41 protein-coding genes, 1 tRNA gene and 1 pseudogene are annotated in these 24,811 nt (G+C 50.6%); 23 read left to right on the plus strand and 20 right to left on the minus strand.

What is annotated here, in order from left to right:
• The first annotated feature begins 82 nt into the window (after positions 1 to 82).
• Positions 83 to 709 carry a DNA-binding protein gene (locus HV302_RS07415; protein ID WP_053389554.1) on the plus strand — a complete coding sequence of 209 codons (627 nt, stop codon included), beginning with the start codon at positions 83 to 85 and terminating at the stop codon, positions 707 to 709.
• A gap of 138 nt (positions 710 to 847) precedes the next feature.
• On the opposite strand, the gene HV302_RS07420 is transcribed toward HV302_RS07415, so the two are convergent.
• The 18 genes from HV302_RS07420 to HV302_RS28535 form a co-directional block, all read right to left on the minus strand.
• Positions 848 to 1,048 (minus strand): helix-turn-helix transcriptional regulator, encoded by a 201-nt coding sequence (locus HV302_RS07420; protein ID WP_023294204.1) that lies wholly within the window; start codon positions 1,046 to 1,048, stop codon positions 848 to 850.
• A 203-nt stretch (positions 1,049 to 1,251) separates the two neighbouring features.
• Complete coding sequence (locus tag HV302_RS07425) at positions 1,252 to 1,428, minus strand: hypothetical protein (RefSeq protein ID WP_181627107.1); 177 nt, start codon at positions 1,426 to 1,428, stop codon at positions 1,252 to 1,254.
• 9 nt (positions 1,429 to 1,437) lie between these two features.
• Entirely contained in the window at positions 1,438 to 1,677 is a 240-nt protein-coding gene (locus HV302_RS07430) for a DUF4222 domain-containing protein (RefSeq protein WP_181627108.1), read from the minus strand.
• Positions 1,640 to 2,722, minus strand: a complete 1,083-nt coding sequence (locus HV302_RS07435) for a DNA cytosine methyltransferase (protein ID WP_181627109.1) — start codon at positions 2,720 to 2,722, stop codon at positions 1,640 to 1,642. Before HV302_RS07435 ends, HV302_RS07430 begins: the two co-directional genes overlap by 38 nt.
• Positions 2,722 to 2,943 carry a TraR/DksA family transcriptional regulator gene (locus HV302_RS07440; RefSeq protein WP_181627110.1) on the minus strand — a complete coding sequence of 74 codons (222 nt, stop codon included), beginning with the start codon at positions 2,941 to 2,943 and terminating at the stop codon, positions 2,722 to 2,724. The genes HV302_RS07435 and HV302_RS07440 overlap by 1 nt, the downstream gene beginning before the upstream one ends.
• Positions 2,940 to 3,212, minus strand: a complete 273-nt coding sequence (locus HV302_RS07445) for a DUF5405 family protein (protein ID WP_071701032.1) — start codon at positions 3,210 to 3,212, stop codon at positions 2,940 to 2,942. Before HV302_RS07445 ends, HV302_RS07440 begins: the two co-directional genes overlap by 4 nt.
• A 97-nt stretch (positions 3,213 to 3,309) precedes the next feature.
• Positions 3,310 to 3,762: a hypothetical protein gene (locus tag HV302_RS28185; RefSeq protein ID WP_326928781.1), complete on the minus strand. Its 453-nt coding sequence runs from the start codon at positions 3,760 to 3,762 to the stop codon at positions 3,310 to 3,312.
• A gap of 321 nt (positions 3,763 to 4,083) precedes the next feature.
• Positions 4,084 to 4,809, minus strand: a complete 726-nt coding sequence (locus HV302_RS07455; RefSeq protein WP_181627111.1) for a Rad52/Rad22 family DNA repair protein — start codon at positions 4,807 to 4,809, stop codon at positions 4,084 to 4,086.
• Positions 4,806 to 4,964 (minus strand): hypothetical protein, encoded by a 159-nt coding sequence (locus HV302_RS07460; RefSeq protein ID WP_181627112.1) that lies wholly within the window; start codon positions 4,962 to 4,964, stop codon positions 4,806 to 4,808. Before HV302_RS07460 ends, HV302_RS07455 begins: the two co-directional genes overlap by 4 nt.
• Entirely contained in the window at positions 4,961 to 5,158 is a 198-nt protein-coding gene (locus tag HV302_RS07465) for a hypothetical protein (RefSeq protein ID WP_181627113.1), read from the minus strand. Before HV302_RS07465 ends, HV302_RS07460 begins: the two co-directional genes overlap by 4 nt.
• A 7-nt stretch (positions 5,159 to 5,165) precedes the next feature.
• Positions 5,166 to 6,137: a hypothetical protein gene (locus tag HV302_RS07470; protein ID WP_181627114.1), complete on the minus strand. Its 972-nt coding sequence runs from the start codon at positions 6,135 to 6,137 to the stop codon at positions 5,166 to 5,168.
• A 73-nt stretch (positions 6,138 to 6,210) separates the two neighbouring features.
• A complete protein-coding gene (locus HV302_RS07475; RefSeq protein WP_181627115.1) occupies positions 6,211 to 6,513 on the minus strand; it encodes a hypothetical protein in 303 nt (100 codons plus the stop codon).
• A complete protein-coding gene (locus tag HV302_RS07480) occupies positions 6,497 to 6,655 on the minus strand; it encodes a host cell division inhibitory peptide Kil (RefSeq protein ID WP_181627116.1) in 159 nt (52 codons plus the stop codon). Before HV302_RS07480 ends, HV302_RS07475 begins: the two co-directional genes overlap by 17 nt.
• Entirely contained in the window at positions 6,652 to 6,813 is a 162-nt protein-coding gene (locus HV302_RS07485; RefSeq protein WP_181627117.1) for a hypothetical protein, read from the minus strand. Before HV302_RS07485 ends, HV302_RS07480 begins: the two co-directional genes overlap by 4 nt.
• A 188-nt stretch (positions 6,814 to 7,001) precedes the next feature.
• The gene (locus tag HV302_RS28190) at positions 7,002 to 7,319 is read right to left on the minus strand and encodes a hypothetical protein (protein ID WP_326928764.1); all 318 of its coding nucleotides are present in this window, start codon (positions 7,317 to 7,319) and stop codon (positions 7,002 to 7,004) included.
• 155 nt (positions 7,320 to 7,474) lie between these two features.
• Positions 7,475 to 7,804, minus strand: a complete 330-nt coding sequence (locus HV302_RS07495) for a hypothetical protein (protein WP_181627118.1) — start codon at positions 7,802 to 7,804, stop codon at positions 7,475 to 7,477.
• Between the two features lie 46 nt (positions 7,805 to 7,850).
• Positions 7,851 to 8,012 carry a hypothetical protein gene (locus tag HV302_RS07500; protein ID WP_164091700.1) on the minus strand — a complete coding sequence of 54 codons (162 nt, stop codon included), beginning with the start codon at positions 8,010 to 8,012 and terminating at the stop codon, positions 7,851 to 7,853.
• Between the two features lie 173 nt (positions 8,013 to 8,185).
• On the minus strand, positions 8,186 to 8,602 hold the full coding sequence (locus tag HV302_RS28535; protein ID WP_000947484.1) for an HNH endonuclease: 417 nt from the start codon (positions 8,600 to 8,602) through the stop codon (positions 8,186 to 8,188).
• A 281-nt stretch (positions 8,603 to 8,883) separates the two neighbouring features.
• On the opposite strand from HV302_RS28535, the gene HV302_RS07510 reads away from it, so the two are divergent.
• On the plus strand, positions 8,884 to 9,108 hold the full coding sequence (locus HV302_RS07510) for a hypothetical protein (protein WP_181627119.1): 225 nt from the start codon (positions 8,884 to 8,886) through the stop codon (positions 9,106 to 9,108).
• Between the two features lie 32 nt (positions 9,109 to 9,140).
• Here the strand turns inward: HV302_RS07510 and HV302_RS07515 are convergent, their stop codons facing one another.
• Together HV302_RS07515 and HV302_RS07520 are read right to left on the minus strand one after the other, a co-directional pair.
• A complete protein-coding gene (locus HV302_RS07515; RefSeq protein WP_161623292.1) occupies positions 9,141 to 10,088 on the minus strand; it encodes a P63C domain-containing protein in 948 nt (315 codons plus the stop codon).
• A 254-nt stretch (positions 10,089 to 10,342) separates the two neighbouring features.
• Positions 10,343 to 11,059 carry an XRE family transcriptional regulator gene (locus HV302_RS07520; protein WP_181627120.1) on the minus strand — a complete coding sequence of 239 codons (717 nt, stop codon included), beginning with the start codon at positions 11,057 to 11,059 and terminating at the stop codon, positions 10,343 to 10,345.
• A 110-nt stretch (positions 11,060 to 11,169) separates the two neighbouring features.
• Between HV302_RS07520 and HV302_RS07525 the strand changes: the two genes are divergently transcribed.
• From HV302_RS07525 to HV302_RS07625, 21 genes and pseudogenes are all read left to right on the plus strand, one after another.
• Entirely contained in the window at positions 11,170 to 11,388 is a 219-nt protein-coding gene (locus HV302_RS07525) for a transcriptional regulator (RefSeq protein ID WP_080096710.1), read from the plus strand.
• Positions 11,389 to 11,534: 146 nt separating this feature from the next.
• Positions 11,535 to 11,849, plus strand: a complete 315-nt coding sequence (locus HV302_RS07530; RefSeq protein ID WP_181627121.1) for a CII family transcriptional regulator — start codon at positions 11,535 to 11,537, stop codon at positions 11,847 to 11,849.
• A gap of 23 nt (positions 11,850 to 11,872) precedes the next feature.
• Positions 11,873 to 12,037: a hypothetical protein gene (locus HV302_RS07535; RefSeq protein ID WP_181627122.1), complete on the plus strand. Its 165-nt coding sequence runs from the start codon at positions 11,873 to 11,875 to the stop codon at positions 12,035 to 12,037.
• Positions 12,024 to 12,477: pseudogene (locus HV302_RS28540) on the plus strand (replication protein); the annotation flags it as partial. The gene HV302_RS07535 and the pseudogene HV302_RS28540, both read left to right, overlap by 14 nt.
• Before the next feature lie 577 nt (positions 12,478 to 13,054).
• Positions 13,055 to 14,419 (plus strand): replicative DNA helicase, encoded by a 1,365-nt coding sequence (locus tag HV302_RS07545; RefSeq protein ID WP_181627124.1) that lies wholly within the window; start codon positions 13,055 to 13,057, stop codon positions 14,417 to 14,419.
• A complete protein-coding gene (locus HV302_RS07550; protein ID WP_181627125.1) occupies positions 14,416 to 14,733 on the plus strand; it encodes a MarR family winged helix-turn-helix transcriptional regulator in 318 nt (105 codons plus the stop codon). Before HV302_RS07545 ends, HV302_RS07550 begins: the two co-directional genes overlap by 4 nt.
• Positions 14,730 to 14,987, plus strand: coding sequence for a hypothetical protein (locus tag HV302_RS28195; RefSeq protein ID WP_326928765.1), 258 nt, complete (start codon positions 14,730 to 14,732; stop codon positions 14,985 to 14,987). Before HV302_RS07550 ends, HV302_RS28195 begins: the two co-directional genes overlap by 4 nt.
• Entirely contained in the window at positions 14,984 to 15,826 is an 843-nt protein-coding gene (locus HV302_RS07560; RefSeq protein ID WP_326928766.1) for a DUF551 domain-containing protein, read from the plus strand. Before HV302_RS28195 ends, HV302_RS07560 begins: the two co-directional genes overlap by 4 nt.
• 199 nt (positions 15,827 to 16,025) lie before the next feature.
• A complete protein-coding gene (locus tag HV302_RS07565; RefSeq protein WP_181627126.1) occupies positions 16,026 to 16,457 on the plus strand; it encodes a hypothetical protein in 432 nt (143 codons plus the stop codon).
• Positions 16,454 to 17,122 carry a metallophosphoesterase gene (locus HV302_RS07570; RefSeq protein WP_181627127.1) on the plus strand — a complete coding sequence of 223 codons (669 nt, stop codon included), beginning with the start codon at positions 16,454 to 16,456 and terminating at the stop codon, positions 17,120 to 17,122. The genes HV302_RS07565 and HV302_RS07570 overlap by 4 nt, the downstream gene beginning before the upstream one ends.
• Entirely contained in the window at positions 17,115 to 17,702 is a 588-nt protein-coding gene (locus HV302_RS07575) for a recombination protein NinG (RefSeq protein WP_181627128.1), read from the plus strand. Before HV302_RS07570 ends, HV302_RS07575 begins: the two co-directional genes overlap by 8 nt.
• Entirely contained in the window at positions 17,699 to 18,382 is a 684-nt protein-coding gene (locus HV302_RS07580) for a DUF1133 family protein (protein ID WP_181627129.1), read from the plus strand. The genes HV302_RS07575 and HV302_RS07580 overlap by 4 nt, the downstream gene beginning before the upstream one ends.
• Before the next feature lie 144 nt (positions 18,383 to 18,526).
• A tRNA-Asn gene (locus tag HV302_RS07585) sits at positions 18,527 to 18,601 on the plus strand.
• A 178-nt stretch (positions 18,602 to 18,779) separates the two neighbouring features.
• Positions 18,780 to 19,004 (plus strand): class II holin family protein, encoded by a 225-nt coding sequence (locus HV302_RS07590; protein ID WP_181627130.1) that lies wholly within the window; start codon positions 18,780 to 18,782, stop codon positions 19,002 to 19,004.
• A complete protein-coding gene (locus HV302_RS07595) occupies positions 18,982 to 19,476 on the plus strand; it encodes a lysozyme (protein WP_181627131.1) in 495 nt (164 codons plus the stop codon). Before HV302_RS07590 ends, HV302_RS07595 begins: the two co-directional genes overlap by 23 nt.
• Positions 19,473 to 19,934 (plus strand): lysis protein, encoded by a 462-nt coding sequence (locus HV302_RS07600; RefSeq protein WP_181627132.1) that lies wholly within the window; start codon positions 19,473 to 19,475, stop codon positions 19,932 to 19,934. The genes HV302_RS07595 and HV302_RS07600 overlap by 4 nt, the downstream gene beginning before the upstream one ends.
• 367 nt (positions 19,935 to 20,301) lie before the next feature.
• Positions 20,302 to 20,673 (plus strand): hypothetical protein, encoded by a 372-nt coding sequence (locus HV302_RS07605; protein ID WP_019076559.1) that lies wholly within the window; start codon positions 20,302 to 20,304, stop codon positions 20,671 to 20,673.
• A 3-nt stretch (positions 20,674 to 20,676) separates the two neighbouring features.
• Positions 20,677 to 21,315 (plus strand): putative metallopeptidase, encoded by a 639-nt coding sequence (locus HV302_RS07610; protein WP_181627133.1) that lies wholly within the window; start codon positions 20,677 to 20,679, stop codon positions 21,313 to 21,315.
• Positions 21,316 to 21,346: 31 nt separating this feature from the next.
• The gene (locus HV302_RS07615; protein WP_094543014.1) at positions 21,347 to 21,835 is read left to right on the plus strand and encodes a DUF2280 domain-containing protein; all 489 of its coding nucleotides are present in this window, start codon (positions 21,347 to 21,349) and stop codon (positions 21,833 to 21,835) included.
• Positions 21,832 to 23,403 carry a terminase gene (locus HV302_RS07620; RefSeq protein WP_181627134.1) on the plus strand — a complete coding sequence of 524 codons (1,572 nt, stop codon included), beginning with the start codon at positions 21,832 to 21,834 and terminating at the stop codon, positions 23,401 to 23,403. The genes HV302_RS07615 and HV302_RS07620 overlap by 4 nt, the downstream gene beginning before the upstream one ends.
• A gap of 4 nt (positions 23,404 to 23,407) precedes the next feature.
• Complete coding sequence (locus HV302_RS07625) at positions 23,408 to 24,811, plus strand: DUF4055 domain-containing protein (protein WP_181627135.1); 1,404 nt, start codon at positions 23,408 to 23,410, stop codon at positions 24,809 to 24,811.

Here is a 24,811-nt window from a genome sequence, read left to right on the forward strand (position 1 = left end):
TATACCTGCAGGCTTCCGGTTGCAGTCTGTCGCTGGTAAAGTGAGCAACCAATACCGAGATGTGGCCAGAAGGGAATTCCGAGTGACCGAACGTATTGATTATCAGACTGAAAAATACAGCTTTACTGAGGCGACTGAAAGTTCCCGTCTGGCTGGCCAGTGGGCTGATGTTATTGCTGAATGTCGGGAAATGAAGGCGGGTCCGGAAGAGCGTCTGCGTATTGCTTTATTGAATGTGGACTATGTGACCAGCTTTGAGCTGCCTTTCCGTTTGTTATTACTCCGTACCCCGCAACTGATTGCCAGCGTTCGTGAAGAGCTACAGCTTAGTCAGAAAAACGTAATCTTTAACGGCAAACGCTTTGGTTGTGTTTACAGCCTGAAAGCGAGTCTCGGCGGGATACCGGATGAATTTCAGTACCGCCTGTCGCATCGTATTCGACGCATTAATCGTGCAGGTTCAAGCGAAGCGCCATATCAGCAAATTGCTAAAACGGTAAAAGCACCGCGTGAGCGTCTGAAGCTGGCACTGGAATCAGGCCTTGATGTCACTGCTTTGGACGGGCTTTTCTGGTTTGGCAGCCAACGTATTGCTGCTGACGTACTGAGGCTGAGAAAATCAGGGATGCGGATAGCTACTGAGCAGACAATGGTGTCCGACAATCTTACTGCAACGGTGAGGAATGTGCCGTTTTATCGCCTGGCTTAGGGGTGAACTGACAGGTAAATGAAAGGATTTAGCCGGATGCATTTAATTAAAAGTGTCCCCTGCATACATCGAATTGGCATGGCAGGGGATTGTATGGAAAGGGAATTTTCAGAAGTGAATTTTATTTTACCCGCAATTTTACCCATCGAGGCGGCTTAAGAGCTTTTGTTTGAACTCGCAGTGTTCACTATATAGCCAGCGTGCGCGGCCGTGGATGAGTTTACTTTTTGGCAGGGTGCCGTCTTTGATGCGGTCATAGATGAAGGTCTTTCCGAAACCAGTATCTGCCATGATGAATTTCAGATCAACCAGTGAATCGGGCTGTAATTGGTGTTGCATGGGTTTCATCTCCGGTTTGGAAATCGAACCTGGAAGCCAGGCAAAAAGAACCCGGCACTATTGGCCGGGCAAATGGGGGATAACGTGGCAGTGCATTCGCACCCAATAGCCAGCTCATAACTGGCTATAAGTTGCGCTCAGTAGGTGAGAGATTCGACCTTTTTCATAATTGCTTCTGCTTCATGCTGTTCAATATGGTCATGTCACTCGGACTCCTCCAACATTTCGGCAATAGCTTCTTTTTGCTCTTCCGTGAAAAAGTCATCACGATAATCATATAATGCCGCAGAAACTAACCTGCCTCCCATGAACTCATCGGCAGCACTGACTGGCGGCTCTTTACCGTCCTCATATTCAAAGACAAATGTCATCTTCCCCATAATCTCTCCTCATGCCGCCCGCATAGCGCGGAGGCGTTTTAAGTGTTCTGCTGTTTCAAGTTCGGCGCGTATCTGTGCCGCCTCGTGTGGGTCTAGGTGTTCGAAATCGTTATTAAAGCGGTCGATTGAAGCGGTGTTGATCCGGCCCTGTCGCCAGTAGCGGACTATTTCTGAAGTGACGGAGTGAACTATGACGGGCCAACCATGCTGGTCAGCGTAAATCTGACCCCGTTGAATTAACTGGAACATTGGCTGACTCCATATAAGCGCTGATGAAAGCGGCAGCCGCCTGTGCGTTTATGGCATTACCGTAACCCCTGAGTCTGCCGGTGCGGTTGCTGCTTGCCACTCTTGCCACCCCGGACTCGACTCGTCCCATTCGCGCGGCAGCCCCATCAACCAGCGGGAATGTGCAGGGTTCAACTGGACGCCATTTGCCATCTCGACATAAGAGCCAGTCTGCATCACGCCAAAAACCGTTAACCTCAAGGGGCCGCATGTGTACGCCTGACGCGGCAACTGATCCAGCCTGTCCTTTCCGTCCCGCTGCGCCGTCATTCCCGAAGTGTCTTTCCAGTCGCGAGTGGTCGGCGTAACCCATCCAGCCAGTAACGCTGTGCCCGGTAACTTCAGGCACACTTTTGGCGACCCGTCCTGATTCTTCCCGCTGTAGCAATGAGTCGATCCGGTTGAGTCGTTCGCCACCGGTGTTTGCCAGCCTGTCAGGCGAGCTGCTCCGGAGACGTGCTGCAATCCCCGTTTCGTTTCCGGCTGTGGATTCGTATTTGCTACTGGCGTTGGCCACCCAGTATGCCCGCTCTCTGATGTGCGGCGCACCGATGCCCGCTGACGTAAACGGCACAATCCCGAAGGCGTATTCCAATCCTTCCATGTCTGCTTGTACAAGGTCGAACCATGTATTTGCGTTACCGCTTGCAACCTGTTCGCCAAAGATGTGCTGAGGTCTGCACTCGCTGATGAGGTGGAAGAAAGAAGGCCATAGGTGCCGCTCGTCATCAAACCCATTTCCTTTGCCTGCCGCGCTGAAAGGCTGGCACGGGCAGGAACCAGTCCAGACTGGCTTATCGTCTGGCCAGCCGGCGAGACGCAGGGAATGAGACCAGACGCCAATTCCGGCGAAAAAGTGGCATTGGGTAAATCCTCTGAGGTCGTCAGGTGTGACATCTTCAATACTCCGTTCGTCAACTTCGCCTGGTGCGATGTGACCACCGGCGATAAGGTTACGCAGCCATTGAGCTACATACTGGTCGATTTCGTTGTAATAGGCTGCCATCACCCGCCTCGCTGCTTATTCCGCAATTCCATCTCACCCTGGCAACTAACGCACATCGTGCATCCCGGATACGCTTTCCGGCGCGCATCCTGTAACTTGTCCCCGCATTCATCACAGTGCGTTGCTGATACTGCTGAGTGGTTGAGTCTGTGAGCCTGAATAGCATGGTCGCGCATCATCTCTTCGAGAGCGCTGGCCTGATCGATGATTTCTGATGTCATAGTCCAACAGCCTTACCCAGCCTCTCGCTGAGTTGATAGATGTGGTCGCGTAATTCAGTGAGGGTCTGTGCTTCGGATTCCAGAATCTCTTTGTGCATTAATTCACGTACCAGATGCTCAAACTTGCTGTAGTAACCAAGTCGAGAAAGTACTTCCTGACCGGCGTTTTTACCTTCCTTGGAAATCTTCTTCTCATTAAGAATCAGGTCATGCGCAGACCCGGTGACGACGTACTTATCGCCAAGTTCAATTCGTAATTTTTCACTCATAATCAGTGCTCCATAAACTGTCGGTTAATTCGGTTGAAGGTGAACGCGAGAAAATAAAAAGACCGACATAGCGACCTTGTGATTCGTTTGGTTAGCGTCATGTGTCCTCTGGTTTATGCTTATCCCAGCCATTCCGCTCAATATTCACCTGCAGACGCTTATCTCCGACCTCTTCGATACTCCTACCGGTAATCTCTGCTACTTCTGCGTTGGTGTAGCGCATCAGTATTGCTAACTCTTCCGTTGACCATTCACGCATAGTTAATCCTCCGGAGCGGGCCAGTACGTTACGCTTGCTTCTGACTGAGTAAATGGTTCGATTGGTTGCCTTGGCTATCTCTTCCTCTGAGAACCGACCAAAGAGATGAAGCTCGGCTGGTGTCCATGGTCTGCCGGTCATCTTTCTGATGAGTGGTGCGCCGATACGTGATGCCTGGCGAGTGATTGCCGATTCGGAACGCTCAAGCTTTTCAGCGATAACATGAACCGGCATTGTTCTGCCAACTTCATGCAGGAACAGGTTTTCCCACGGTTGCCAAAGTTCGCTCATTGGTTCTCCTTAAGGCGATACACACAGCCGCCGATCGTTCCGTTTCCCCATTCCTCAGCGACCAGGTGTTGTTGTATCTGGTCCAGCGCAGGACCTGAGATGAATGTTTGTTGCATCTCTAAGTTAGGTGCCCATCCCTCGTAATATGGCTCGTGGTAATTGAGGGTGATTCCTTCTGAGTGGCTTAGTGCGCCTGCTGAAGTTTTCCATCTATGGAACGCAGTGATATTGTTCCGCGCGTCCTTGCGCAGAATGCTGAGGATAGTTTCTGGAGTCATATCGATAACGGCGATGCCGCCCGCTGTTAGATAGGATAGGCGGTTATGCCGCCTGTTTTAATTCTCTGATTCGAATGCCGGTAACGTCTTTGCATTTAGCCTGATGCTCAGCAAATCCGTTTAACAACTTCCACGTTTCTTCATAACGAGCTTTCAATTTCACGCCGTCGTTTTCTTTGCTGGCATATTGGGAGAAATCGGCGAGCACCTTATCAGCGTCCACGTCTTGAGGTGGTTCTGACTCGTTGATTTGCTCTGGTAACCGTGGTTCTGGCTGATGAACAACTGATCCGTCAGGTAATGCCCAGGCTGGAAGGGAAGGCGGTTTCCAGTAAAACACGCCAGCCTCTTTTGACTTGGCATAATGGAATCCTGGTGCCCGCTGTGCCGATACAATGGCGAAGCCTTCCTCCAGATTGTAGAGGTAACGCCCGATACCCCACTGGACAGCTGCACGCTTCATAGCTCCTGAGCGACCACCTTTAACCGCTTCTACTTGCGTGTTTTCGGCTGCGTCCCACTTGGTGATCCACTCGCCATCAACTTTGATGGAAATACCGCACTCAACCCCTCCATTGTTCGGGATATCTCGATACTCGTTACGCCATCCAGCCTTACCACATACCTCATCAAGGCGCTTCATGATTGCCCTGTTGGTTACGTAGGCCAGCACTTTTGCCCAGATACCGTTATTATTTTTCCCCGCCTGCTGAATGCGCCATTCAATATCTTCACTCGCAAATGGCGCATCTAACTGATCCAGATTCATGTAAAATCCCCCGCAAATTCGGCCCAACTGATAATCGGATTCTGTCGCTCAGCAGCCAGGTTAACCGGTTCATCTCTTTCATCTGGATCTGCGAGAATTAAATCAGCCATCAGCCGGATGAAAGCATCATCATCCCATCGCTCTGCAACGATCATGCTGCTCGCTCCTGATGTGTGATTACATAACCCTGCTCAGTAAGCCATTCGAGAACTACAGCACCATCCAACTGCGGGAGAACTTCTCGTGTGTCTACTGTCCCATCAAGCGTCACACCATCAAGCTCTAGGACCTGATTGCGTTGGCTGTCCAGATATCCATGAGCGTGGTCATATTTGAGTTTCAGTTTCATATGCACCTCAGTAGTTAATTTGTGTTCTCGGTACCAGGCCATCCATCAGCGCTTTCAGGACTTCGATAGCCTGGTCACGCGAGATGCTGGTATTAGCGGTGAGTGCGTTAACTATTTCAGTTCCAACTGCCTTGCGGTGCTTCACGTCAGCTTCACGCTTTGCCTTTTCGTCAGCGATACGCTTCTCTTCTGCCAGACGTGCGGCTTCTTTCGCTTCAGCTTCACGTTTGATGCGATCTGCTTCTTCCTGAGCTTTGCGCTGTTCCGCTTCAATGGCTGCTTTCTTCTCTGCTTCAGCTTTCGCAGCGGCGTCTTTAGCTTCCTGCTCTGCGCGTTCTTGTGCTTGCTTAGCCAGTAATTCAGCCTGAGCTTTTGCTGCAATCGCATCCTCTTCACGCTTCTTCGCTGCCGCCAGTTCAGCCGCTGCTTTCTCTTCAGCTTCACGCTTGGCCTGTTCTGCTGCCTGACGCTTTAACTCTTCTTCATGAGCAATGCGCTGGCGTTCTTCTTCCGCTTTCTTCTCTGCCTGTTCACGGTCGAATACGTCGTTCATCAGCAAAGCAATTTCATGATCGGATTCGAATTTCTTCCGGTCTTCTTCGGCTTTAATCCGGGCGGCTTCCTCTGCCTTAATTCGCTTCTGTTCTTCCTCCCACTCTGTTAGCGGTCGGCGTACCTCATCTTTCAGCGCGTCCAGACGCTCACGAACAATGCGGCGACTCTCATCAATCTGCTTTGGCAATGCTTTCAGTTCTGCTACAAGGTCTTTACCGGCGTTGTCGATATATGTTTTTGAACGCGCAACCTTGTGCGCCATGGATGCGATAGCATCACGACCTTTCTTGGTGGATACATCCGGTACCAGGCTTCGAGCTTCTTTCTCAATTTTTTCAATGATGGGATCGAGCTGCTCGTTATTGGTGAATACAGCCATTGCGCTCGATTTTTCGATAACGACTAAATCCGTTACTTCACTCATGGTCTCTCCTGAAATTTGGTTGTGCGCTTCCCGTCTGCTATAGCCGGACGAGTAGGGGGGGTGAATTTAGTATTTACTTATCAGAAAGCATCTTGGAAAAGGCGTCGGTCATTTCTCTTTTGAAGCGGTCAATATCAACTTGCATATCTTTGAATGTGACGTTTTTCCGTGATTTTTGCAGCGTGTATCCGCAGCGAGCCATATACCAAAGAAAGGTATCAACCACATAGATATGACCATCACGCGGGTTGCCATTTTCGTCTGCGTTTTTAATGGTGTTATGCATGGTCTTGAAAACGTCTTTCTGGTCGTGAAAATCGCGCATGAAGTGTGGCAAGTATTCACCACTGGTTAGCCATTTAGATAGCTTGTCCATTTGAGCCCCCACGCTTATATCTCGGCGTCCCCATTGCAACGCGCATCTTTTGCATTGCTCGGGCCCAGAGATTGCCGTCGCCAATAACCTTGGCAATCGCCAGCTCTCCCTGAGCAACCCGCAGTAAGTAGTGGTCAATCATGCCTTCACCTCGACCTGTTCAAGTAACCCAGCGATATGCATTTGCCAGCGGTTAAGGGTTAATGATTCACGCGGCTTATTGATGGATGTCAGTCGATACGAATGCCCGTTTGCAAGCTTTGTCACTGTGTACTGCTTGTTGTTGTGGGTGACTGTCATGATGCCTCCCGGGCTTTGGCGTTTGCCGCATTGATGGCGTCAATGTTCATCAGGCAGTTGATAGCGCATTCAGCGTCGTAATCACTCAACCCGCCGCTTGCCAGCTTATTAAGTGCGGTGCCAGTTAAGCCAATCTTGAAGCAGATAGAGCCGTGTTTAGGGCCATATCCATAGCGATGGTCTTCACGCTAATCGCTCCATTGGGCGTAGTTTTTTGTGCCAAAATAACGCTCGCTCAGACGGGTGAACCCCGACGCAATGTCGTTAATCGCGTCTTCAACACACCCGCGTCGCTCCGCGCTTTGTTTCGGGTCTCCGAAGTTAATGATCGTCATGCCATGCCGAACCATATCAACCGTTAGACCTTTATTGGCCAGGTTTATACCCTCAGACACGGCAATCAACTCCCTGCCGATGCGTGAGGTATCATCAGCAAACTTCGCCTTCAACTGAGCCAGTTCGGCTTCAATTGCCATTTTCTTTTTGGTCAATTCGATAAGAGTCATAATCATCTCCGCGCTTAAGCCGCGCCGCTGAGCTAAAGACCTCTGCATGCAATTTTCATCGATACAGAAATTTAAGCGGTGGATAGCCGCCCTGATAACGGAGCACCCTCGTGAAGATGCTTTGGTATCAGCAATAAAAAACCCGCCGGAGCGGGTTAGTCTGGGACCTTGTCTTTTAGGATTAGCGACCAGTCGTCAACTTCACCACCGAAGTGATCGTCAATTTCCTCAATGTCATACTCCTTGCTTTCGGTGTGGAGTAGCCGAAGGAATATTTCAAGGTGATCGCGACGAGTCTGGTATTGCTTTGCTCTTGCCAATTTGTGAGGGCAGAGGCGGTATGCTGCCACTGAGCTGCAATGCTTAGTCATTCGACAGCAGTGCTTGTATTGCTTTATCAGAGCCGCTAAAGCCTTGGGGTTTATCTCTGTTTTGAACTCGTCATCAGGATCGAAGTGAATGCCATCATGCACCCCAATTTTCATACCCTTACCCTCTGTTTGTATCGTGAGCTAATAAAAAGGCCGCCAGTTAGGCAGCCTGTTTAATTTCCAGATTTTTCAACGTTGCTCCAGCTATCCACGACCAGTACATCCAGTGGTCACGCGCATCGCCTTCATCTTCCGCTTCAATAACCCGATCGAACTCTTCATCATTCCACTGGCCGGTACATCGAAAGTAATTACCTTCCATTGCCTCACCTCATAAGTTAATTAACGCGCCGTAACCGATTAAATCGGAATCCTTTGTGGTGCGGTTCCGGGTTGCTTATCTTCCCGGTTACTGTCTGGCAGTTGCATTTCACCGCACTACAAACCATTCCGTTTGCATCCAATTGCCGTTCATCCTGAACCCGCCTAGGCGGGCTATATGTGTTTCCACTTCTTGCGAAGCCTAATTGAACTAATGTACGAATCAGACAGTCCATAGATGGCTGCTATTTTCCTGTTACTCAGCGTGGAGCTTCGTATTTCAAGAACATCTTCTGCGGTAAGTTTCGCGGAACCGTTTCTCTCTCCAGAGACGTGATTTCCTCTCCCTTTAATTTCCATATCCCTTACGTTTTCCAACTGAGTACCAAGCACCAAATGCTCTGGGTTGATGCATCGCGGGTTATCACACATATGCAGCACTACACGCCCTTTAATGCTCTCAATAGAGACACCGACTGATTCGCAGTAGGCTTTCCTGTGAAGCCTTATCGCCACTGTCTTACCGTTGATTCGAGTTGAAGTGGTACCGTAATTTTGTTTTTGGTTATGCTCTATGCAATCACTTAACATGTTGATCTCTCTAAAAAGAAAACATCAGGTTAAGCAATCCCGCATATTGGAACCGTCCATTGGCTCGCCATGGGGCCGACGCATGATTTACTGTCGCGCCGTTCGACTGACCGAAACGCTGTGTTGTTTCGATGGGACAAAGATAACCTTAGTTATGAGTAATGGCAATAACCTAATTTATAATTATCATCACAAAAGTTATAAATACATGATAACTAAATGAATTTATTTTTGTAAAAAATGGGTGATATGCTCAGAAAAACATCAAAGAGGACATTGTTATGGGTTTAGGAATGGATATTGGAAGAGATGAACTACTAGAAGATCGTGCAGCTTTCATCGCTGGCGAGATCGGTGGCGCGGTTGTTGAGTTGATTATCGGCGGGGTGGTGATTAATAGGGATGCGATTGTGGATAGTCTGGAGGCCAAGAGGAGGGCGGTGGGTAATGTGATTCACAAGGGATTGCTTAGGGACTCTGCGGAGTTCGTGAGGAAAGGACAGTAAAAACCCGGCGCGGTTGCCGGGATATTGACGATTTATTTGAAAACTCGCTCTAGGGCGCTTTCGTACTGCTCCTTTGTTTCGCACATTGATGCCATACCGATGATTTTGCCAATGTGCCTACGGAGAGCTTTTACACCTACGTCCGAAAGAAACATATGTATTTTGTCCCCTCTCTTACCGTTTTCTTCGCGATTTTCTTTAGCGATATCTAGTATCTTTCCTTCGCTCTTGGCTAGTGTTTCGTAGATGTGTCTCTCGGTGAACCAGCGGAAATTACCTGGGTGACCTCCTTTCTCTGGTTTTTTAAGTTCGTATAGCCGATACCATTCATAGTAAAGTTCATCAGGAAATTCCTTTTCCCACGCACGAGCTTCCTCGCGTACATACATCTTGAAAGCTTCAATTACGGCCTGCGCAGCGGGTTCGTAACCAGAAACAGCATATGCAACACCACGTATACCTGATTTGGCAGAGGCATTCATAAGTCTTTGTGCGGCTTCTGCTGCTGCAATTCTGTTGGCTGGCAAAACCCCTTTTTCTTTTGCCCTGACTAGAAGTTTAGCTATGTCAATTACTACGCCGATATCAAATCCATGCGCAATCGTTGAATTATTGGATCGCGCCTCCAATTGAAATTTAAGAGGTTTTTCTAGTTTTTCCTCTAAATCTGGATCACGCATTTCACTCATAAATGGAGCCGACATCAGCCTGTCTATATCACGAGCAAGAGTACCTATTTGAAGCAGTTGAGCCAATCCTGTTTTCGTTACAACGGGAGTTTTTAAATCATCATTTAAAACATAACACTCAGCGTCAATTCCAAATTGCTCTTTAAAATTACCCATATGAGTGGCTTTATAGCCCCACCTGGCAATAGCTCCGCTTTTTGCTTGGTCGCTTCTTTGTTTTGCAGTGAGAGATTTAGCTCTGGCAACGCCGCCTTTTGCTTTTCCAGTAGGTTCTTTTTGATCTTCTGACATTGTAGGCACTCTTGTTGTAAGGTGTGCTTGCATAATAATCACTGTATAACCATACAAGCAAGAATTATTTTTAATTTTTATGCTTGCATTATGTTGAGCAAAAAAAAGGCCGCATCTCTGCGACCTCTCTCACATCATCAATCTCACCCAAACGTCTCATCAGGCCACCATAAGCACGATCGCAACAACCGAGAGCAAAGTAACCACGCCTACTATCAGATATTCTCTTATCACCCAAACGTCTCTTCAGGCCACTACAGCAACACGGAGTACCAGAACACGCGCCCAATGATTTCTACATCGGACTCGTTCGCCGTCTCATCTTCACGGTTAAAGCTGCGTATAGTCAGCATCCCGCCGGGATTGCGATATAGCTGTTTTATTCGCTTCAGCTTATCGTCTCCCCCTCCAGGCTGGGCGATCGCATAAAGCTTTCCATCAACTATGCGCTTATTATTCGTGTCTACTGCAACGGTTGTCCCGTCGGGTATTACTGGTTCCATGCTGTCACCGGTCGCCGGGAAGCAGAGAACACCAGAGCCATCACTATTGGCTCCAACGCGACGCAATGTTGCTTTTGAGAATCTCAGCTTAAAACCGTTGTGATCTTCGCTATGTACACGCCCATCACCACATGCAAACTCGATATCCTTAAGGAACGGCACTTCAACCTCATCATCTGGTAGTGGCGTGTTCTTGTCCCAAGCGTCAACTGATCCCCATTCGCTTTCCGGTGGAATTGAAGAATCTTTATTGACTTCATAACGCATATCACCAATGCCTGAACTAAGCCATTCCGGCCTTACTTTCAGCGCATTAGCAAGCTCAACCATCTTGCGGCTGCCGTTTGTTTTCCCTGATGTCATCTTCTGAATTGCTGGTTGGGATATACCCACCATTTCAGCCAATTGACCCTGAGAAACCCCCGCGGCTGTCATTGCCGCATTCAGTCTTTCTGCGAATGTTTTCATTTCACCAATATATAACCGAGGTTATGCAGAGTAAAATAACAAAGGTTATGGACATTCATCATAACTTGAGTTATCTTTTCATTAATCCAGTAATCGGATAGGAAAAATCCATGAACTTAGTTATTCAACGAGCTTTGAAAATCGTTGGCAGCCAAAAGCGACTTGCAGATGTCTGCGGTGTCAGCCAGCCAGCGGTGCACAAATGGCTGAATGGCGGTTCTGTCTCACCAGAGAAGGTGAATGCAATCGTCAATGCCACGGGTGGCGAGATTAAGGCGCATGAAATCAGACCTGATCTCCCTGAGTTATTCCCTCATCCGGCGCCATAAAAAACGCCTGATGTACCACCAGTAACAACCGAACGGCCCGGTATATGGTCGGGTGCCCGGCGTGGTCATGGATGACCGTCAATGGTGCACGATAAAAAGAACAAACGATTTATCAATTAACTATTCAACACCAAGGAATTTAACAAATGGATGACTTAACAACACGCAACAAAACCAGCGCTCGCAACATTGAGAGTTGGATCTTAAACCGCATCGCCATTATTGGCACAACCCGTGTAGCTGAACACATGGGCGTAAACAAATCATCGGTATCTCAGTGGAAGCAACACTACATACCGCGCATGGCTGCACTACTCGAATTCATCGGTTACTCGATTACTGACGACGACATTTCACGTGTTGTTGTGGGATTGGCTGACTTGCTGGAAGAGAGAATGTGCGGAAAGAAAAAACGCCCGGCGGCAACCGAGCGTTATGACCAAATCACGATGGATTTTTAAAGCAATTTACAGGAGTCATTTTAATGGCTAAACGCAAAAAGTACCAGGAAAAAGAAGAGATTCGACACCCTGATTCACCAGATGGTTTGGTCGTTGCTGCTTCTAAAAATAAGGCGTTCGCAGAGCGTCTTGTTGGCGTTATTCGTATCGCAATGGCTAAGGCAGGGGTGAAGCATGGGCGTCGTTAAGCAATTAGCAGACTACAGGCCATCACTGGAGGCCGTGGAGCGTCAGGTGGCAGATCTCGATGATGGTTACGCCAGACTATCAAACATGCTCCTTGAGGCTTATTCAGGCGCAGATCTGACCAAGCGACATTTTAAAGTGCTGCTTGCCATTTTGCGAAAAACCTACGGTTGGAATAAGCCAATGGACAGAATAAGCGATTCGCAACTTAGCGAGATAACAAAGTTGCCAGTCAAGCGGTGCAATGAAGCCAAGTTAGAACTCGTCAGAATGAACGTTATCAAGCAGCAAGGCGGCATGTTCGGACCTAATAAAAACATCTCAGAATGGTGTATCCCTCAAAGTGAGGGAAAATCCCCTAAAACGAGGGATAAAACATCCCTCAAAATGAGGGAGTCGTATCCCTCAAAACAGGGGGACACAAAAGACACTATTCAAAAGAAAGAAAAACAAGATCCCCCCATACCCCCCGAGGGGGATTTGGAAGGGGCGATTAAGGCTCTTGAGTATTACAACGAGCTAACCGGTTCATCGTGCCGTTCTGCTGAGCACTATCTGAAGCTGATGACGGCAACCAAGACCAGACAAGCCTACACCCTGCAAGACGTCACCCTGGTTACCAGATGGGTAATTCAAACCTGGAAGAAAAAAGGGAACTCATTTCCTAAGCCGGAAAATATCTGCCGCGTTAAATATTTCGACGGATACCTGTCTGACGCCGAGAAGTGGCAGCGAGAAGGTGTTGATATTGACTGTCAGGCAGTAATCGACGCCTACAACGAAGTTACTGATGGGCGTATGCCATTTGCTGAATTGTATCGGGATCGGGAAATAGCAATTCGTGAGATGGCTACCCACCTTGCCAAGAAGAATGTCGAAGGTTTCCGTAACTATTTCAAAGCGTTCCTTTCATCTGCCAGAGAGTTTTACTTTGGTGGGCCGGACGGATCCGGATGGTGTGCGAACTTCGACACCCTGATGGAATTGAAGACGCTTCGCAAGGTCAAGGAGGGTTCACTATGAGACAGGATATCGAAGCCAGCGTCATTGGCGGGTTACTTCTCGGCGGACTTACCCCGGCGGCAAATGACGTTATCGCCCGGATTGATGCTGAAGCGTTCACCATCCCACTCTACCGGAAAGCATTTGAGGTGATCCGCAAACAGGCCAGAAATCGTAAACTGATTGACGCTCTGATGGTGGCTGAGGAATGTGGTGATCAGCATGCTACCGATGTGATGATGACTGCCAGAGCATGCCCCAGCGCTGCAAACCTCTCTGGTTACGCCGATATGCTTGCTGACCAGTATCAGCGACGATTGTTCCTGCATGCCATAGACGAGCTACGCGGCGACGTGAGCAACGGAACTCTGGACGGTGCAGCATCAGCAATGGACGAGCTAATGCGTCGCCTGAGCACCATCAGGAAGCCAAAAACAGAAGTGCGCCCGGTAAGACTCGGCGAAGTGCTGAATGATTACGCCGATACGCTGGAGAACCGGCTTAAAAACGGCGACGAGTCAGACACCATGAAGACCGGTATCGACGAACTGGACGCCATTACCGGCGGCATGAACGCGGAAGACCTGGTGATTATCGCGGCGCGGCCTGGTATGGGCAAGACAGAGCTGGCGTTGAAGATTGCAGAGGGTGTGGCCAGTCGACCAATGCCCGGCACTGACAGCTTGCGCGGTGTGCTGATTTTCAGCATGGAGATGAGCAACCTCCAAATCGCCGAGCGCAGCATTGCCGGTCGAGAAAACATGTCCGTCAGCGTTCTGCGTAATCCGGCCAACATGGACGACGAGGGTTGGGCGCGGGTGTTCAGCGCTATTTGCCACTTGAAAGACCTGGATGTGTGGATGGTTGATGCGTCGAAGTTGACCGTCGAAGAGATCCGCAGCATCGCCGAACGCCACAAGCAGGAGCACCCGTCACTGTCGCTTATCCTGGTTGACTACCTCGGCCTGATATCCAAGCCGAAAGCAGACCGTAACGACCTGGCGATCGCGCATATCTCCGGCAGCCTGAAAGCCATGGCGAAGGATTTGAAGAGCCCGGTCATCTCATTGAGCCAGCTGTCACGTGACGTTGAGAAGCGCCCAAACAAGCGTCCAACCAACGCTGACCTGCGCGACTCCGGCAGCATTGAGCAGGACGCAGACAGCATCATCATGCTCTACCGCGAGGCTGTGTACGACGAGCATTCCCCGGCAGCGCCATTTGCTGAGGTCATCGTGACAAAAAACAGGTTCGGCACGCTCGGTACCGTTTACCAGCGATTCGTTAACGGTCACTTCATGCCATGCGATCAGGATGAAGTTCGCAGGATATCAACCACAAAACACACCGGCAGCCGGTATCCCAAAGGGGCGGACGTATGAATAACAAAGGCCAGACCGATGCGATCATTCAGTTTATCGCCGATCACCCAGGATGCTACATGTCAGACGTCATCCGAGAAATGAATATTGCCAAAGGGTCGGTTACTTCCGTGCTGTTTAAGCAGTCAGGAGCCGGAGTTTTGCGCCGTGAAGGGTTTGAAAAACGATACCGCTACTACGTTGTGAATCCTGCAGATCGGATTGCGAAACAAAAATCACGACCAGCGCGATGCGACAACAGCGAAATCAACCCACTAAGCAACCTATTCAATCAGCGCCTGGCAGAAGTCAGGGGCGGGAGAACATCATCATGACTGAACGTGAGAAATTATCGAAAGATCTCGGGATGACCATCAACAAACAGGCGCTGCGCCTAACCGCAGAGAAAGCGAAAGATAACTTCATTCCGAACTTCATGGTTCCCACTCGGGATGTGCTGGCGCTGCTGGATGAGCTGGAAGCCAAGGACGCCACGATAGCATTTCAGCAGCATGAAATACGCACATTGCTGGGTCGTCTGGAGAATGCTAATCGCGCCGCCGCAGCCGGGAAAGGAGCGACATCATGAGCACTATTACCAAAGAACTGGCAAAGCTGTTCAGAAAAATTACGAATTCTGAAATTGATGCGGAGGGAAACGCTCATGTTGTTTTATCTCCTGCTGATAGCCTCCTGATTAATAATGCGCGTATCGCACTGGCATCGCTCGAAGCGGAGGCTGTGGCGTATATGCATCACAGCGGGCAGGTTGTGACGCGGGAAGAGTGCTGTGACGACAAGATATTCGCCATTTGCTGTAAAGTCGAAACTCCCCTCTACGCAGCACCACAGTTACCGCAGCCAGCGGTGTTATCTGTGCCCGCTGCGATGGAAATGGATGATGACTTTGACAGCGCGTTTGAACACGGAAAAGCTGTCGGCTGGAACGCCTATCGCGCAGCCATGCTTCAGGCAGAACCTGCAAGTAATAGTGATGAGTTACCGCCGGACTATCTGCAAGGACACAAAGACGGACTGGAGTGGGCTGCACAACTGGCAGAGGCTAATCATCCGCAAACAGGTGACTGGTTGTACGACGACCCAATCGAGCTTGCCAGGGCGATTCGCAAAGGTCCGGATATGCCTACCGTTCAGGATGGCAACTCTCCGGTAACTCCGGATTGTTGGTGTCGAATTTGCCGACCGGTGACGATGAGTGACATGCGTTTTGTCGTCTGCCCAGAATGCGGCAACAAGCGCTGCCCTCATGCAAATGACCATAACAACGCTTGCACCGGCAGTAACGAGCCAGGGCAGGTTGGTAGCGCATATCCAGCAGCACCTCAACAGGAGGTGAAGTCATCGCTTGAACATGGAATGCAGCGTTACGCCGGAGCTATGCAAAAACTGTCTGAAGGTGATGACTAACGCAACGTCAAGCAACATTACCCACTATCAAAATTAATGTTATAATTATGTCGCAGTCGGATTGAGCACCCGGCTGTGACCTCTGCATCTGATTGGGAAATTAGATGCGAAACACAAAGAGTACTTCAAACCACCTTTCACAGATGCAGAAATGCACCTGCGATTTTCTGCATTCTGCGTTACCTCTCGGAGGTGGCGTATGAACCTGCATAAAGACGGCATCCGTCTACACAAATCCAACTTCAACGCTATCGGTCAGCAGATACAGCCAATGCTGGAGTCTGGCGACTGCTATCGCCTCATCATCAAGCCGTGGAAAGAAAAGCGCTCCATTCCTCAGAACTCACTTATGTGGATGTGGAATAGCGATGTCGCTGAAGCGGCAAGTCGGAATTCAACCGAAACCCACACCGATGAAGAACTCCATGAATTCTTCAAAGACCTCTATTGCCCGGCTAAGCCAGTGACAATTTTCGGTGAAACGAAATGGGTTAAGTCTACAAAGCTTCTCGACTCAGAAGAAATGACCTTCTACCTGCGCCGCATCGAAGTCTGGTGCATCGAGCGCGGCATCAAGCTGCGGATCCCCGCGAACTCCGAATACCACGCAAAAGGACATGAAAACGTATGAGCATCTATCAACGCATTAACGGTGCTGACTGGCGCAATGTCTGGGTGGTGGGCGATCTGCATGGTTGCTACACAAATCTGATGGGCAAGCTGGATGAACTCAAGTTCGACCCGGCGCATGACCTGCTTATCTCTGTCGGTGACCTCATCGACCGCGGCGCTGAAAATGTAGAGTGTCTGGAGCTGATCACGATGCCGTGGTTCCGGGCGGTTCGCGGAAACCATGAGCAGATGATGATCGACAGCTTGTCGGAGTACGGCAACGTCAATCACTGGCTGATGAATGGAGGAGGCTGGTTCTTCAATCTCGACTACGACAAAGAAGTGCTGGCTAAGGCGCTCGTTCACAAAGCGGCTGAGTTGCCGTTGGTCATTGAACTGGTGACCGGTGATAAGAAGATTGTTGTCTGCCACGCCGACTACCCGGCGGGAGTCTATGAGTTCGGAAAGGATATCGACGAAGAGCAGGTGATCTGGAACAGAGAGCGGATCGCCAATTCACAAGATGGGAACCATCACGAAATCACCGGTGCAGACCTGTTTATCTTCGGGCATACACCGGCGCGCGAACCAGTCAAATACGCCAACCAGATGTATATCGATACCGGTGCCGTATTCTGCGGAAACCTGACAATGGTGCAGGTTCAGGGCGGTGCCCATGCGTAAGCCAGCCCGCCGCAACTGCAAAATCTGCAAGACCAAATTCACCGCTACCTACGACAACGTCTGGTGGTGCTGTCCTGAGCATGGCTTCGAGTACAGCCAACTCCTGTTAGCCAGGAAGAAACTGGCAGCCGAGCGCAAGCGCAAGCAGGAGGCTCAGCAGGAACGCCGTGAGCTGAAGATTCGCAAGAAAGCCTTGCAACCACTTAGCCAATATCACAAACGCGCCCAGATAGCGTTTAGCGCGTTTATTCGCCAGCGTGACGCAGGACAACCATGCATCAGTTGTGGTCGTAACTCCGGCGCGAAGATGAACGCTGGTCACTTCCGTACTGTCGGCGCATCGCCAGAAACCCGCTACGACGAAACCAACTGTCATATCCAGTGTGAGGCCTGTAACTCCTATCTGTCAGGAAATATCGGCGAATACCGCCCGCGGCTGATCACCAAGATTGGACAGGCAGCATATGACCGTCTGATGGGCCCGCACGAAGCAAAGAAATGGACCCGTGAAGAACTCGACGCACTGGCTGCGCATTACCGCGCAAAGCTCAAAAAACTGAAACAGCAGGAGGCAGCATGACCCGCACCGATATCGAAAATTACCAGAAAGCATCGGTGCTGCGTGCCGACCCTGAATGCTCATGGATGAAGTTGGCTTCTGTACCGCGCCGCTCATATCTCGGGAAATATCGCCGCCTCACTCCGTCGCAAAGTCGCTGGGTTCGTTCGCTATTAGGACTTTGGGGTAGAGAGTTTGGTGGTAGTGATACCTCATATCTGTCTGGCGGTGGTGGTATGTGGTCGATGATACTCACTGGATGGACTGGTGAGCAGCAGGAGAGGATTACTACCGTGCTATCTGGTCTGCGCAAAATGGGATATTCAGGAGATCAGCTTATCATGCAGGCAAAAGCTATCATCTGGCCCAAAAAGTCTCTATCCGATTTGATGGGTAATGCTGCTGATGAAGAAGAGGCCGAATTCATGGAGCGGATCATCCTCAAATCATTCCCAAAAAACAGCATTGTCTACGAAATCGGGAAGGACTATTACACCTGGCGTAAGACCATTAACGACATGGCCCGTTGGATGCAGTATCACCACGCACCTTTTTTGACTGAAAAACAGTGCATCGATCGTGTTCGTTGGTGTATCGAGTTGTTCAATTCTGCTGTCTTCTTCACGTTAATTGCAGAACTTGGCATCGAAAATAAAGAAACTTTCAAAAAAGACTTGAAAACAAGTTTTGAAGATGCATAATCAGTGTATGCTCGGACGTCAAAGGCGAAAGAGCGGGGTGGTGAGGAAATAAGCAAACATCGCACACCGGGTCGATAGACGCCTTGAGATGAAGCCACCAAAAATTAAGAGCCCTTGCAGAAATGCAGGGGCTTTTTGCATTCAGGGTCAGAAGCACAGAGGTTGTGCGATCGGCTGTTAACCGATTGGTCGAAGGTTCGAATCCTTCCTGTCCCGCCAAATACCTACCAGGACCATAAGAGCGAAAGCTCAACGCACTACCCTCTATTGCCAGCCTAACCGCTGGCTTTTTTATTGCAGGCCGCAGACATTCAAACTCAGATGCCCCGTAGCATATGTGTCTGACGGCCTTTCCCCTACTACGACACAGCACCCGCTAAAAACGCGAGGTGAGAGCATGTATCGCATGGAAAAACTAACCACTGGTGCGGCCTATGGCGCTTCTGCCGGTAGCATCCTGAACGGCATGCTTAACGCCTACAGTCCTGAGCAGTGGAACGCCATTGGCGTACTCGTTGGCATAGTCGTTGCCGTACTGACATACCTGACAAACCTCTATTTCAAGATCCGCGAAGATAATCGACGCCGCAGGAGCCACGATGAACCCGACGCTCAGGAATAAACTGGTTGGTGCGATTCTTGGCGGGTCCGGTGCTATTACGATTGCCGCGGTAATGCTGGGCAATGCTGATGGTCTGGAAGGACGCAGATATTATCCGTATCAGGACGTAGTAGGGGTATGGACGGTATGTGATGGGCACACTGGGAACGATATCCGCCGCGGTCACCGTTACACAGACAAAGAATGCGATGTTCTCCTGAATGATGACCTGTACAAAGTCGCTAACCAGATTGACCCGCTCATCAAGGTAAAAATACCGGTAACCACCCGGGCCGCGTTGTACTCGTTCGCTTATAACGTCGGGTCTGGTGCTTTCGGTAAATCCACTCTGCTGAAAAAACTTAACTCCGGCGACTTGCCCGGTGCATGCAAAGAATTGCAGCGCTGGACATATGCCGGTGGCCAGCAGTGGAAAGGGCTAATCACCCGCCGTGAGGTTGAGCGTGAAGTCTGCGAGTGGAGCCAGAAATGAGCCGCGTAACCGCCGCTATATGGGCTGTGATTATCTGCCTGCTGGTATCGCTTGGATGGGCTGTTAACCACTACCGAGACAACGCCACCGAATACAAGAAGCAGCGCGATGAGAAAACTCAGGCGCTGAACCTGGCTAACGCAACCATCACAGACATGCAAACCAGGCAGCGTGATGTCGCTGCACTGGATGCCAAATACACGAAGGACTTAGCTGATGCGAAAAAGCAGCTTGATGATTTGCAGCGTTGCGTTAGCGATGGCAAGTGTGGGTTGCGCGTCAGCGCCAAGTGTCCCGCGAACGGAGCGACCGGCACCGGCAGCCTGGGCGATGCTTCCGGCCCCCGACTTACAGACTCCGCTCAACGGGATTATTTCACCCTCAGAGAGCGAATCGCCACAGTAACGAAGCAGGTTGGCTATCTGCAGGAATACATCAACACGCAGTGCCTGAAATAACCTGGCACTGGAAACCAACAAACAGGAGTACCGCATGGCTAAGTTTTACCCTCGAATTACCGCTTTCCTTGCTGGGTGCTGGGCGTTTATCGCATCTCTCTCTTTCGACAACTTCTCCCTGTCCAGAACGAAATGCACTCTTCGGCGGGCGGTAGAATATGTGGTTAGTGCCGCATCCCTAAGTGCACTTCCTGACAAGGCGGAATGGCGAATCGTAGAGCGAATGTGCAGCGAAGACGTGCGAGAGAAAATCAATATCTTTGGCGCCCACCCTCGCAGCACTGGCGCATTGTGCAGCCCGTTACTGTAGTTATTACAGAAGCTCTTCACTGAGGGGCTTCGATAATGAAATCCTGAGGTAATAAAAATGGCAAAAACAAAATGGCCTAAGTTACCGCGCTTTTTCGTTCCGTTGTTTCACTGTGCGAATGTGTATCTGTGTCGGTCAAAAGAGGAATGGCAGCAGGCAGAAAAAGCGCTTGGTGTCTCCCTGGCTGACGTAAGCATGTTCAACGGCGCGTGCCGCCATTTTTTCGATGATGTAACAGGTGAAAACGTTTATCTGATTGGTGTTTTCGATAACAGCGTTAGTACCCTTGTTCACGAATGCGCTCATGCAACGTTTTACTGCTGCAATGATGTTGGTGTGACAATCGACACTGGAACGGCAAATGAAACCTACTGCTATCTGCTCGACAGAATGTTTTCGGCATTTTTGCCGTATATAAAACAGGATTAACTCATGGTGAACGAAGACGATCGCAGGCCACTTCCACCAGTTAATTTCATTGGCCCTGATAACTGGCAGCCCTACACCAGATTGATCCCCGCCAATGAAGTGCATGACTGGATAATCCATCAAATCCTCAGCGATAGCGGAAGCATCCATAACCCAGACCACGCCCATTTAATGGAAGCTGATTTGTGTTTTATGTGGGCTTCTGACTCATTCGCGAAGAAAGGGCGCTACGTTCTCGGACAGGCCGAACAGGTAATGCTCCGCGCTGGTGGATGGCAGAAAGCCAGAATGGAACAGCAGATGTACGAATGGTTCGGGCGCATTCCGAAGTTCATCATCACGCTGGCAGCGGATTACTGTACGCAATGCAGCGACCTTGAATTCTGCGCCCTGGTAGAGCATGAGCTTTATCACATAGCCCAGGCCACCGATGACTATGGCGCGCCAAAGTTCAATAAAGAGACCGGGCAGCCAGTGCTTACACTGCGTGGCCACGATGTTGAAGAGTTCGTTGGTGTTGTGCGTAGATACGGAGCGAGTGCCGACGTGCAAGAGCTGGTGGACGCAGCCAATCAACCTGCAGAGGTGGCAAAACTTAACATCGCCAGAGCATGCGGGACGTGCATGCTGAAACTGGCTTAAATACTGGACTGTATAAGACGAATGGTGATTTATGGCTGCATTAAAACCTGATGTGAAAGCCTTCATCATTCAGTCGCTTGCGTGTTATGACACGCCATCGCAGGTGGTCGAGGCTGTCCAAAAAGAATTCGGGATCAATATAACCCGACAACAGGCCGAATCTCACGACCCTACGAAGGCCAGCGGTAAGACGCTCGCAAAAAAGTGGGTCGAACTTTTCAACGCAACTCGCGAACGCTTCCAGAATGAAATTTCCGATATCCCGATCGCCAATAAGGCATATCGGCTGCGTGTACTCGACAGGATGGCTACGAAAGCAGAGGGAATGAAAAACATGGCCCTTACTGCCGCCCTGATGGAGCAGGCGGCCAAGGAAGTTGGCGATGCTTACACGAACAAACAAAAAGTAGAGCAAATAGTGGTTGCCACTCATAACGTTATGCCGGTCCCATCCTGCGATAACGTGAATGAGTGGGAAGCAGCAGCGCAGAAGCAGCAGAGCGAGGTTCTTGGTGGATGAATTACAAAGCCGTCTGGAAACCCTTGCCGGGATCGCAATCGCTCTCCCTGAGCTGTCCATGTAACGAAATTCTCTACGAGGGCACGCGCGGGCCGGGTAAAACTGCCGCGCAGCTGGCGCGCTTTCGTCGTCTGGTTGGTCTGGGTTACGGTTCGTTCTGGCGTGGGGTGATATTCGATACCGAGTATAAAAACCTCACCGACATCATCACCCAGTCAAAGCGTATGTATCGGCTATTCAATGATGGCGCTCGTTACCTGGCTTCTGCCAGTGAATTACGTTGGGTATGGCCTACTGGCGAAGAGTTGCTTTTCCGCTTCGGGAAAGAAGAGGGTGACTACTGGGATTACCACGGGCAGGAATTCCCATTCATTGGCTTTAACGAATTGACGAAACAGCAGTCGCCGGAATTCTACGAGATGATGTTCTCCTGCCGCCGCTCATCGTTCAGGCCTGAAAACTATCCGCTGGATGGTGGCTTGCTGCTAAAGCCGATCCCGCTCGAAACATTTAGCACGACAAACCCGTTTGGCATCGGCCATACGTGGGTGAAGAAGCGCTTCATCGAGCCAGCACCTCGCGGCACCATCATTCGCGAAACTCAGAAGGTGTTTAACCCTCAGACCGAGCGCGAAGAAGATGTAACCCTTACCCGCGTTGCTATTCACGGCTCGTTCAAAGAGAACCCGTATCTGGATCCCCAGTACATCGCAACGCTGATGGCCATCAAAGACCCGAACCGCCGCAAAGCTTGGGTAGAGGGCTCCTGGGATGTCACCAGCGGTGGGCGCTTTGACCACCTGTGGAATGCATCGCTGCACGTCATTAAGCCGTTCCGCATCCCGGATAGCTGGACGGTTGACCGTTCCCATGACTGGGGTGAGTCGAAGCCGTTCTCTAACCTCTGGTGGGCGCGGGCTGACGGCACCACCGCTGAGCTGCCTGATGGTCGCCAGTTCTGCCCGCCTGCCGGGTCGCTGATCCTGATTGGTGAGTGGTACGGCTGCCCGCCGGACGAGCTCAACAAGGGCTTGAACATGTCCTCCACCAACGTTGCCAAGGGTGTGGCGTGGGTTGATAAGCGGCTGGTGGGCGTAGAGCTTGCTGAGCCCGAAGAGATAAAACTCAACGGGGTAACTCAGGGGCAACTCAATATCATGCCCGGCATCTGTAAGATGGTTCTCCCTGGCCCGGCTGACGGTGCGATCTATAACACTGGTGATGATGAGTTATCCATTGCTCAGAAGATGGAATCTCAGGACGTTAAGTGGGTGCCATCCAACAAAAAGCCAGGATCGCGTGTGAACGGTGCGGCCCTGTTTGCTGACATGCTTGAGGCCGTTGTCGAAGGTAAGAAACTTGAATCCGGCATCCCAGAGAAACCTGCATTTTACGTTTTCGACTATTGCCGTGGCTGGATAAGCCGTGTGCCGGTACTCGTGCGCGACAGCAAAAACCCTGACGATGTAGATACCCAGCAGGAAGACCACGACTGGGACGGCACGCGATACGCCGTTCTGCATTCACCGCCGAAGAAAGTCGGCAAAGTCACCAACCTACGGATTTAAAACCATGCCTGACATCTCAACACCCAATCTGGACTATGGGAACATGGTCGAGGCGTGGGATATCAACGATGCCCTGATGGGCGGCACGCTCTATATGCGACAGCTTGGAGAGTCTTATCTCCCGCGCTGGCCAAAAGAAGACAAAGAAGACTACAAAAAGCGCCTGGCCGTGGCCACGCTACTACCAGCCTACGAAGAGACGATTAACCAGAATGTCGGGCGTGTGTTCGCTGAGCCGATCCAATTGGGAGAGAACGTCCCAGATAAACTCCGTGAGAATGCGAAGAACATTGACCTGGAAGGCAGTCGCCTTGATGTATGGGCGCAGGCATTCTTCAGCCTGGCGATGCAGTATGGCCTTTCCCATGCGCTGGTGGACTATCCCAGGGTGGATGCCGAACAGGTTAAGACCAAAGCCGACGAGAAAGCTACTGGCGCGCGCCCGTATGTCACGATGCTGAATCCCCGCCAAGTGATTGGCTGGAAGTCGAAGATGGTCGGCGGCAAGGTGCAACTCACAGCTCTGCGCATCAAAGAGGTGGTTGTCGAAGATGGCGACGACTTCGGGCAGACGAAGGTTGAGCAGATCCGACTGCTTACTCCTGGCAAGGTTGAGATTTATCGCAAGTCTACCGGCGCAGAAGGTCACGCAACATGGGCGCTGCACGAAGAGTGGCAAACCTCCCGCAGAGATATCACTCTGGTCACGCTCTACACCAAGCGCACCGGGTTTATGTGCGGATCACCTCCACTGCTCAACATGGCCCTGCTGAACATCAAGCACTGGCAGAGTCAAAGCGAGCAGGACAACATTCTGCACGTAGCCAGGGTGCCGTTGCTCACGGTGTTCGGTTTGGAAGAGGGGCAAGAGCTGATAATTGGCTCGTCTTCAGCTACGTCGTTCACTGATCGGCAAAAGCAGGGTCTGGAATACGTCGAGCATACAGGCTCCTCCATCGGTGCTGGTAAAGAGTCGCTGGCAGAACTTGTGGAGCAGATGCGCCAGGCGGGCGCGAAGCTGCTTCGTACGGAAAACACCTCTACCAAATCGGTAGACCAGACCTCTGAAGAGAAAATGCAGGAGCAGTCACCGCTCTACACCATGGCTACCAGCCTTGAAGATGCGATCGACAACATTCTGCAAATCATGGCCGAGTACATCGGCGAGAAGGAGGGCGGCAACGTAGATGTTCGCACTGAGCTGGATGTCGAATCGACCGTATTCAATCCGTCCGCCGCGCTTGCCATCCAGGCACTGCGCCAGGGTGGTGATATCCGTCGAGCTGATGCGATTAAATCGCTACAGAAGTTGAACATTATTGATGCCGATGCGGATCCTGATGTGGTGCTGAGCGAGTTGCTGGCTGAATCAGCCTCACTGACCGAACCGCCGCCGGAAGAGGTGTGA

Source organism: Citrobacter sp. RHBSTW-00859, from assembly GCF_013729795.1.
Lineage (GTDB): Bacteria > Pseudomonadota > Gammaproteobacteria > Enterobacterales > Enterobacteriaceae > Citrobacter > Citrobacter braakii.

Bases quoted from the DNA above. Each gene is read 5' to 3' on its own strand.
- HV302_RS07420 (WP_023294204.1), bottom strand. From the start codon at position 1,048: ATGCAACACCAATTACAGCCCGATTCACTGGTTGATCTGAAATTCATC.
- HV302_RS07425 (WP_181627107.1), bottom strand. From the start codon at position 1,428: ATGGGGAAGATGACATTTGTCTTTGAATATGAGGACGGTAAAGAGCCG.
- HV302_RS07430 (WP_181627108.1), bottom strand. From the start codon at position 1,677: ATGTTCCAGTTAATTCAACGGGGTCAGATTTACGCTGACCAGCATGGT.
- HV302_RS07435 (WP_181627109.1), bottom strand. From the start codon at position 2,722: ATGGCAGCCTATTACAACGAAATCGACCAGTATGTAGCTCAATGGCTG.
- HV302_RS07440 (WP_181627110.1), bottom strand. From the start codon at position 2,943: ATGACATCAGAAATCATCGATCAGGCCAGCGCTCTCGAAGAGATGATG.
- HV302_RS07445 (WP_071701032.1), bottom strand. From the start codon at position 3,212: ATGAGTGAAAAATTACGAATTGAACTTGGCGATAAGTACGTCGTCACC.
- HV302_RS28185 (WP_326928781.1), bottom strand. From the start codon at position 3,762: ATGAGCGAACTTTGGCAACCGTGGGAAAACCTGTTCCTGCATGAAGTT.
- HV302_RS07455 (WP_181627111.1), bottom strand. From the start codon at position 4,809: ATGAATCTGGATCAGTTAGATGCGCCATTTGCGAGTGAAGATATTGAA.
- HV302_RS07460 (WP_181627112.1), bottom strand. From the start codon at position 4,964: ATGATCGTTGCAGAGCGATGGGATGATGATGCTTTCATCCGGCTGATG.
- HV302_RS07465 (WP_181627113.1), bottom strand. From the start codon at position 5,158: ATGAAACTGAAACTCAAATATGACCACGCTCATGGATATCTGGACAGC.
- HV302_RS07470 (WP_181627114.1), bottom strand. From the start codon at position 6,137: ATGAGTGAAGTAACGGATTTAGTCGTTATCGAAAAATCGAGCGCAATG.
- HV302_RS07475 (WP_181627115.1), bottom strand. From the start codon at position 6,513: ATGGACAAGCTATCTAAATGGCTAACCAGTGGTGAATACTTGCCACAC.
- HV302_RS07480 (WP_181627116.1), bottom strand. From the start codon at position 6,655: ATGATTGACCACTACTTACTGCGGGTTGCTCAGGGAGAGCTGGCGATT.
- HV302_RS07485 (WP_181627117.1), bottom strand. From the start codon at position 6,813: ATGACAGTCACCCACAACAACAAGCAGTACACAGTGACAAAGCTTGCA.
- HV302_RS28190 (WP_326928764.1), bottom strand. From the start codon at position 7,319: ATGACTCTTATCGAATTGACCAAAAAGAAAATGGCAATTGAAGCCGAA.
- HV302_RS07495 (WP_181627118.1), bottom strand. From the start codon at position 7,804: ATGAAAATTGGGGTGCATGATGGCATTCACTTCGATCCTGATGACGAG.
- HV302_RS07500 (WP_164091700.1), bottom strand. From the start codon at position 8,012: ATGGAAGGTAATTACTTTCGATGTACCGGCCAGTGGAATGATGAAGAG.
- HV302_RS28535 (WP_000947484.1), bottom strand. From the start codon at position 8,602: ATGTTAAGTGATTGCATAGAGCATAACCAAAAACAAAATTACGGTACC.
- HV302_RS07510 (WP_181627119.1), top strand. From the start codon at position 8,884: ATGGGTTTAGGAATGGATATTGGAAGAGATGAACTACTAGAAGATCGT.
- HV302_RS07515 (WP_161623292.1), bottom strand. From the start codon at position 10,088: ATGTCAGAAGATCAAAAAGAACCTACTGGAAAAGCAAAAGGCGGCGTT.
- HV302_RS07520 (WP_181627120.1), bottom strand. From the start codon at position 11,059: ATGAAAACATTCGCAGAAAGACTGAATGCGGCAATGACAGCCGCGGGG.
- HV302_RS07525 (WP_080096710.1), top strand. From the start codon at position 11,170: ATGAACTTAGTTATTCAACGAGCTTTGAAAATCGTTGGCAGCCAAAAG.
- HV302_RS07530 (WP_181627121.1), top strand. From the start codon at position 11,535: ATGGATGACTTAACAACACGCAACAAAACCAGCGCTCGCAACATTGAG.
- HV302_RS07535 (WP_181627122.1), top strand. From the start codon at position 11,873: ATGGCTAAACGCAAAAAGTACCAGGAAAAAGAAGAGATTCGACACCCT.
- HV302_RS07545 (WP_181627124.1), top strand. From the start codon at position 13,055: ATGAGACAGGATATCGAAGCCAGCGTCATTGGCGGGTTACTTCTCGGC.
- HV302_RS07550 (WP_181627125.1), top strand. From the start codon at position 14,416: ATGAATAACAAAGGCCAGACCGATGCGATCATTCAGTTTATCGCCGAT.
- HV302_RS28195 (WP_326928765.1), top strand. From the start codon at position 14,730: ATGACTGAACGTGAGAAATTATCGAAAGATCTCGGGATGACCATCAAC.
- HV302_RS07560 (WP_326928766.1), top strand. From the start codon at position 14,984: ATGAGCACTATTACCAAAGAACTGGCAAAGCTGTTCAGAAAAATTACG.
- HV302_RS07565 (WP_181627126.1), top strand. From the start codon at position 16,026: ATGAACCTGCATAAAGACGGCATCCGTCTACACAAATCCAACTTCAAC.
- HV302_RS07570 (WP_181627127.1), top strand. From the start codon at position 16,454: ATGAGCATCTATCAACGCATTAACGGTGCTGACTGGCGCAATGTCTGG.
- HV302_RS07575 (WP_181627128.1), top strand. From the start codon at position 17,115: ATGCGTAAGCCAGCCCGCCGCAACTGCAAAATCTGCAAGACCAAATTC.
- HV302_RS07580 (WP_181627129.1), top strand. From the start codon at position 17,699: ATGACCCGCACCGATATCGAAAATTACCAGAAAGCATCGGTGCTGCGT.
- HV302_RS07590 (WP_181627130.1), top strand. From the start codon at position 18,780: ATGTATCGCATGGAAAAACTAACCACTGGTGCGGCCTATGGCGCTTCT.
- HV302_RS07595 (WP_181627131.1), top strand. From the start codon at position 18,982: ATGAACCCGACGCTCAGGAATAAACTGGTTGGTGCGATTCTTGGCGGG.
- HV302_RS07600 (WP_181627132.1), top strand. From the start codon at position 19,473: ATGAGCCGCGTAACCGCCGCTATATGGGCTGTGATTATCTGCCTGCTG.
- HV302_RS07605 (WP_019076559.1), top strand. From the start codon at position 20,302: ATGGCAAAAACAAAATGGCCTAAGTTACCGCGCTTTTTCGTTCCGTTG.
- HV302_RS07610 (WP_181627133.1), top strand. From the start codon at position 20,677: ATGGTGAACGAAGACGATCGCAGGCCACTTCCACCAGTTAATTTCATT.
- HV302_RS07615 (WP_094543014.1), top strand. From the start codon at position 21,347: ATGGCTGCATTAAAACCTGATGTGAAAGCCTTCATCATTCAGTCGCTT.
- HV302_RS07620 (WP_181627134.1), top strand. From the start codon at position 21,832: ATGAATTACAAAGCCGTCTGGAAACCCTTGCCGGGATCGCAATCGCTC.
- HV302_RS07625 (WP_181627135.1), top strand. From the start codon at position 23,408: ATGCCTGACATCTCAACACCCAATCTGGACTATGGGAACATGGTCGAG.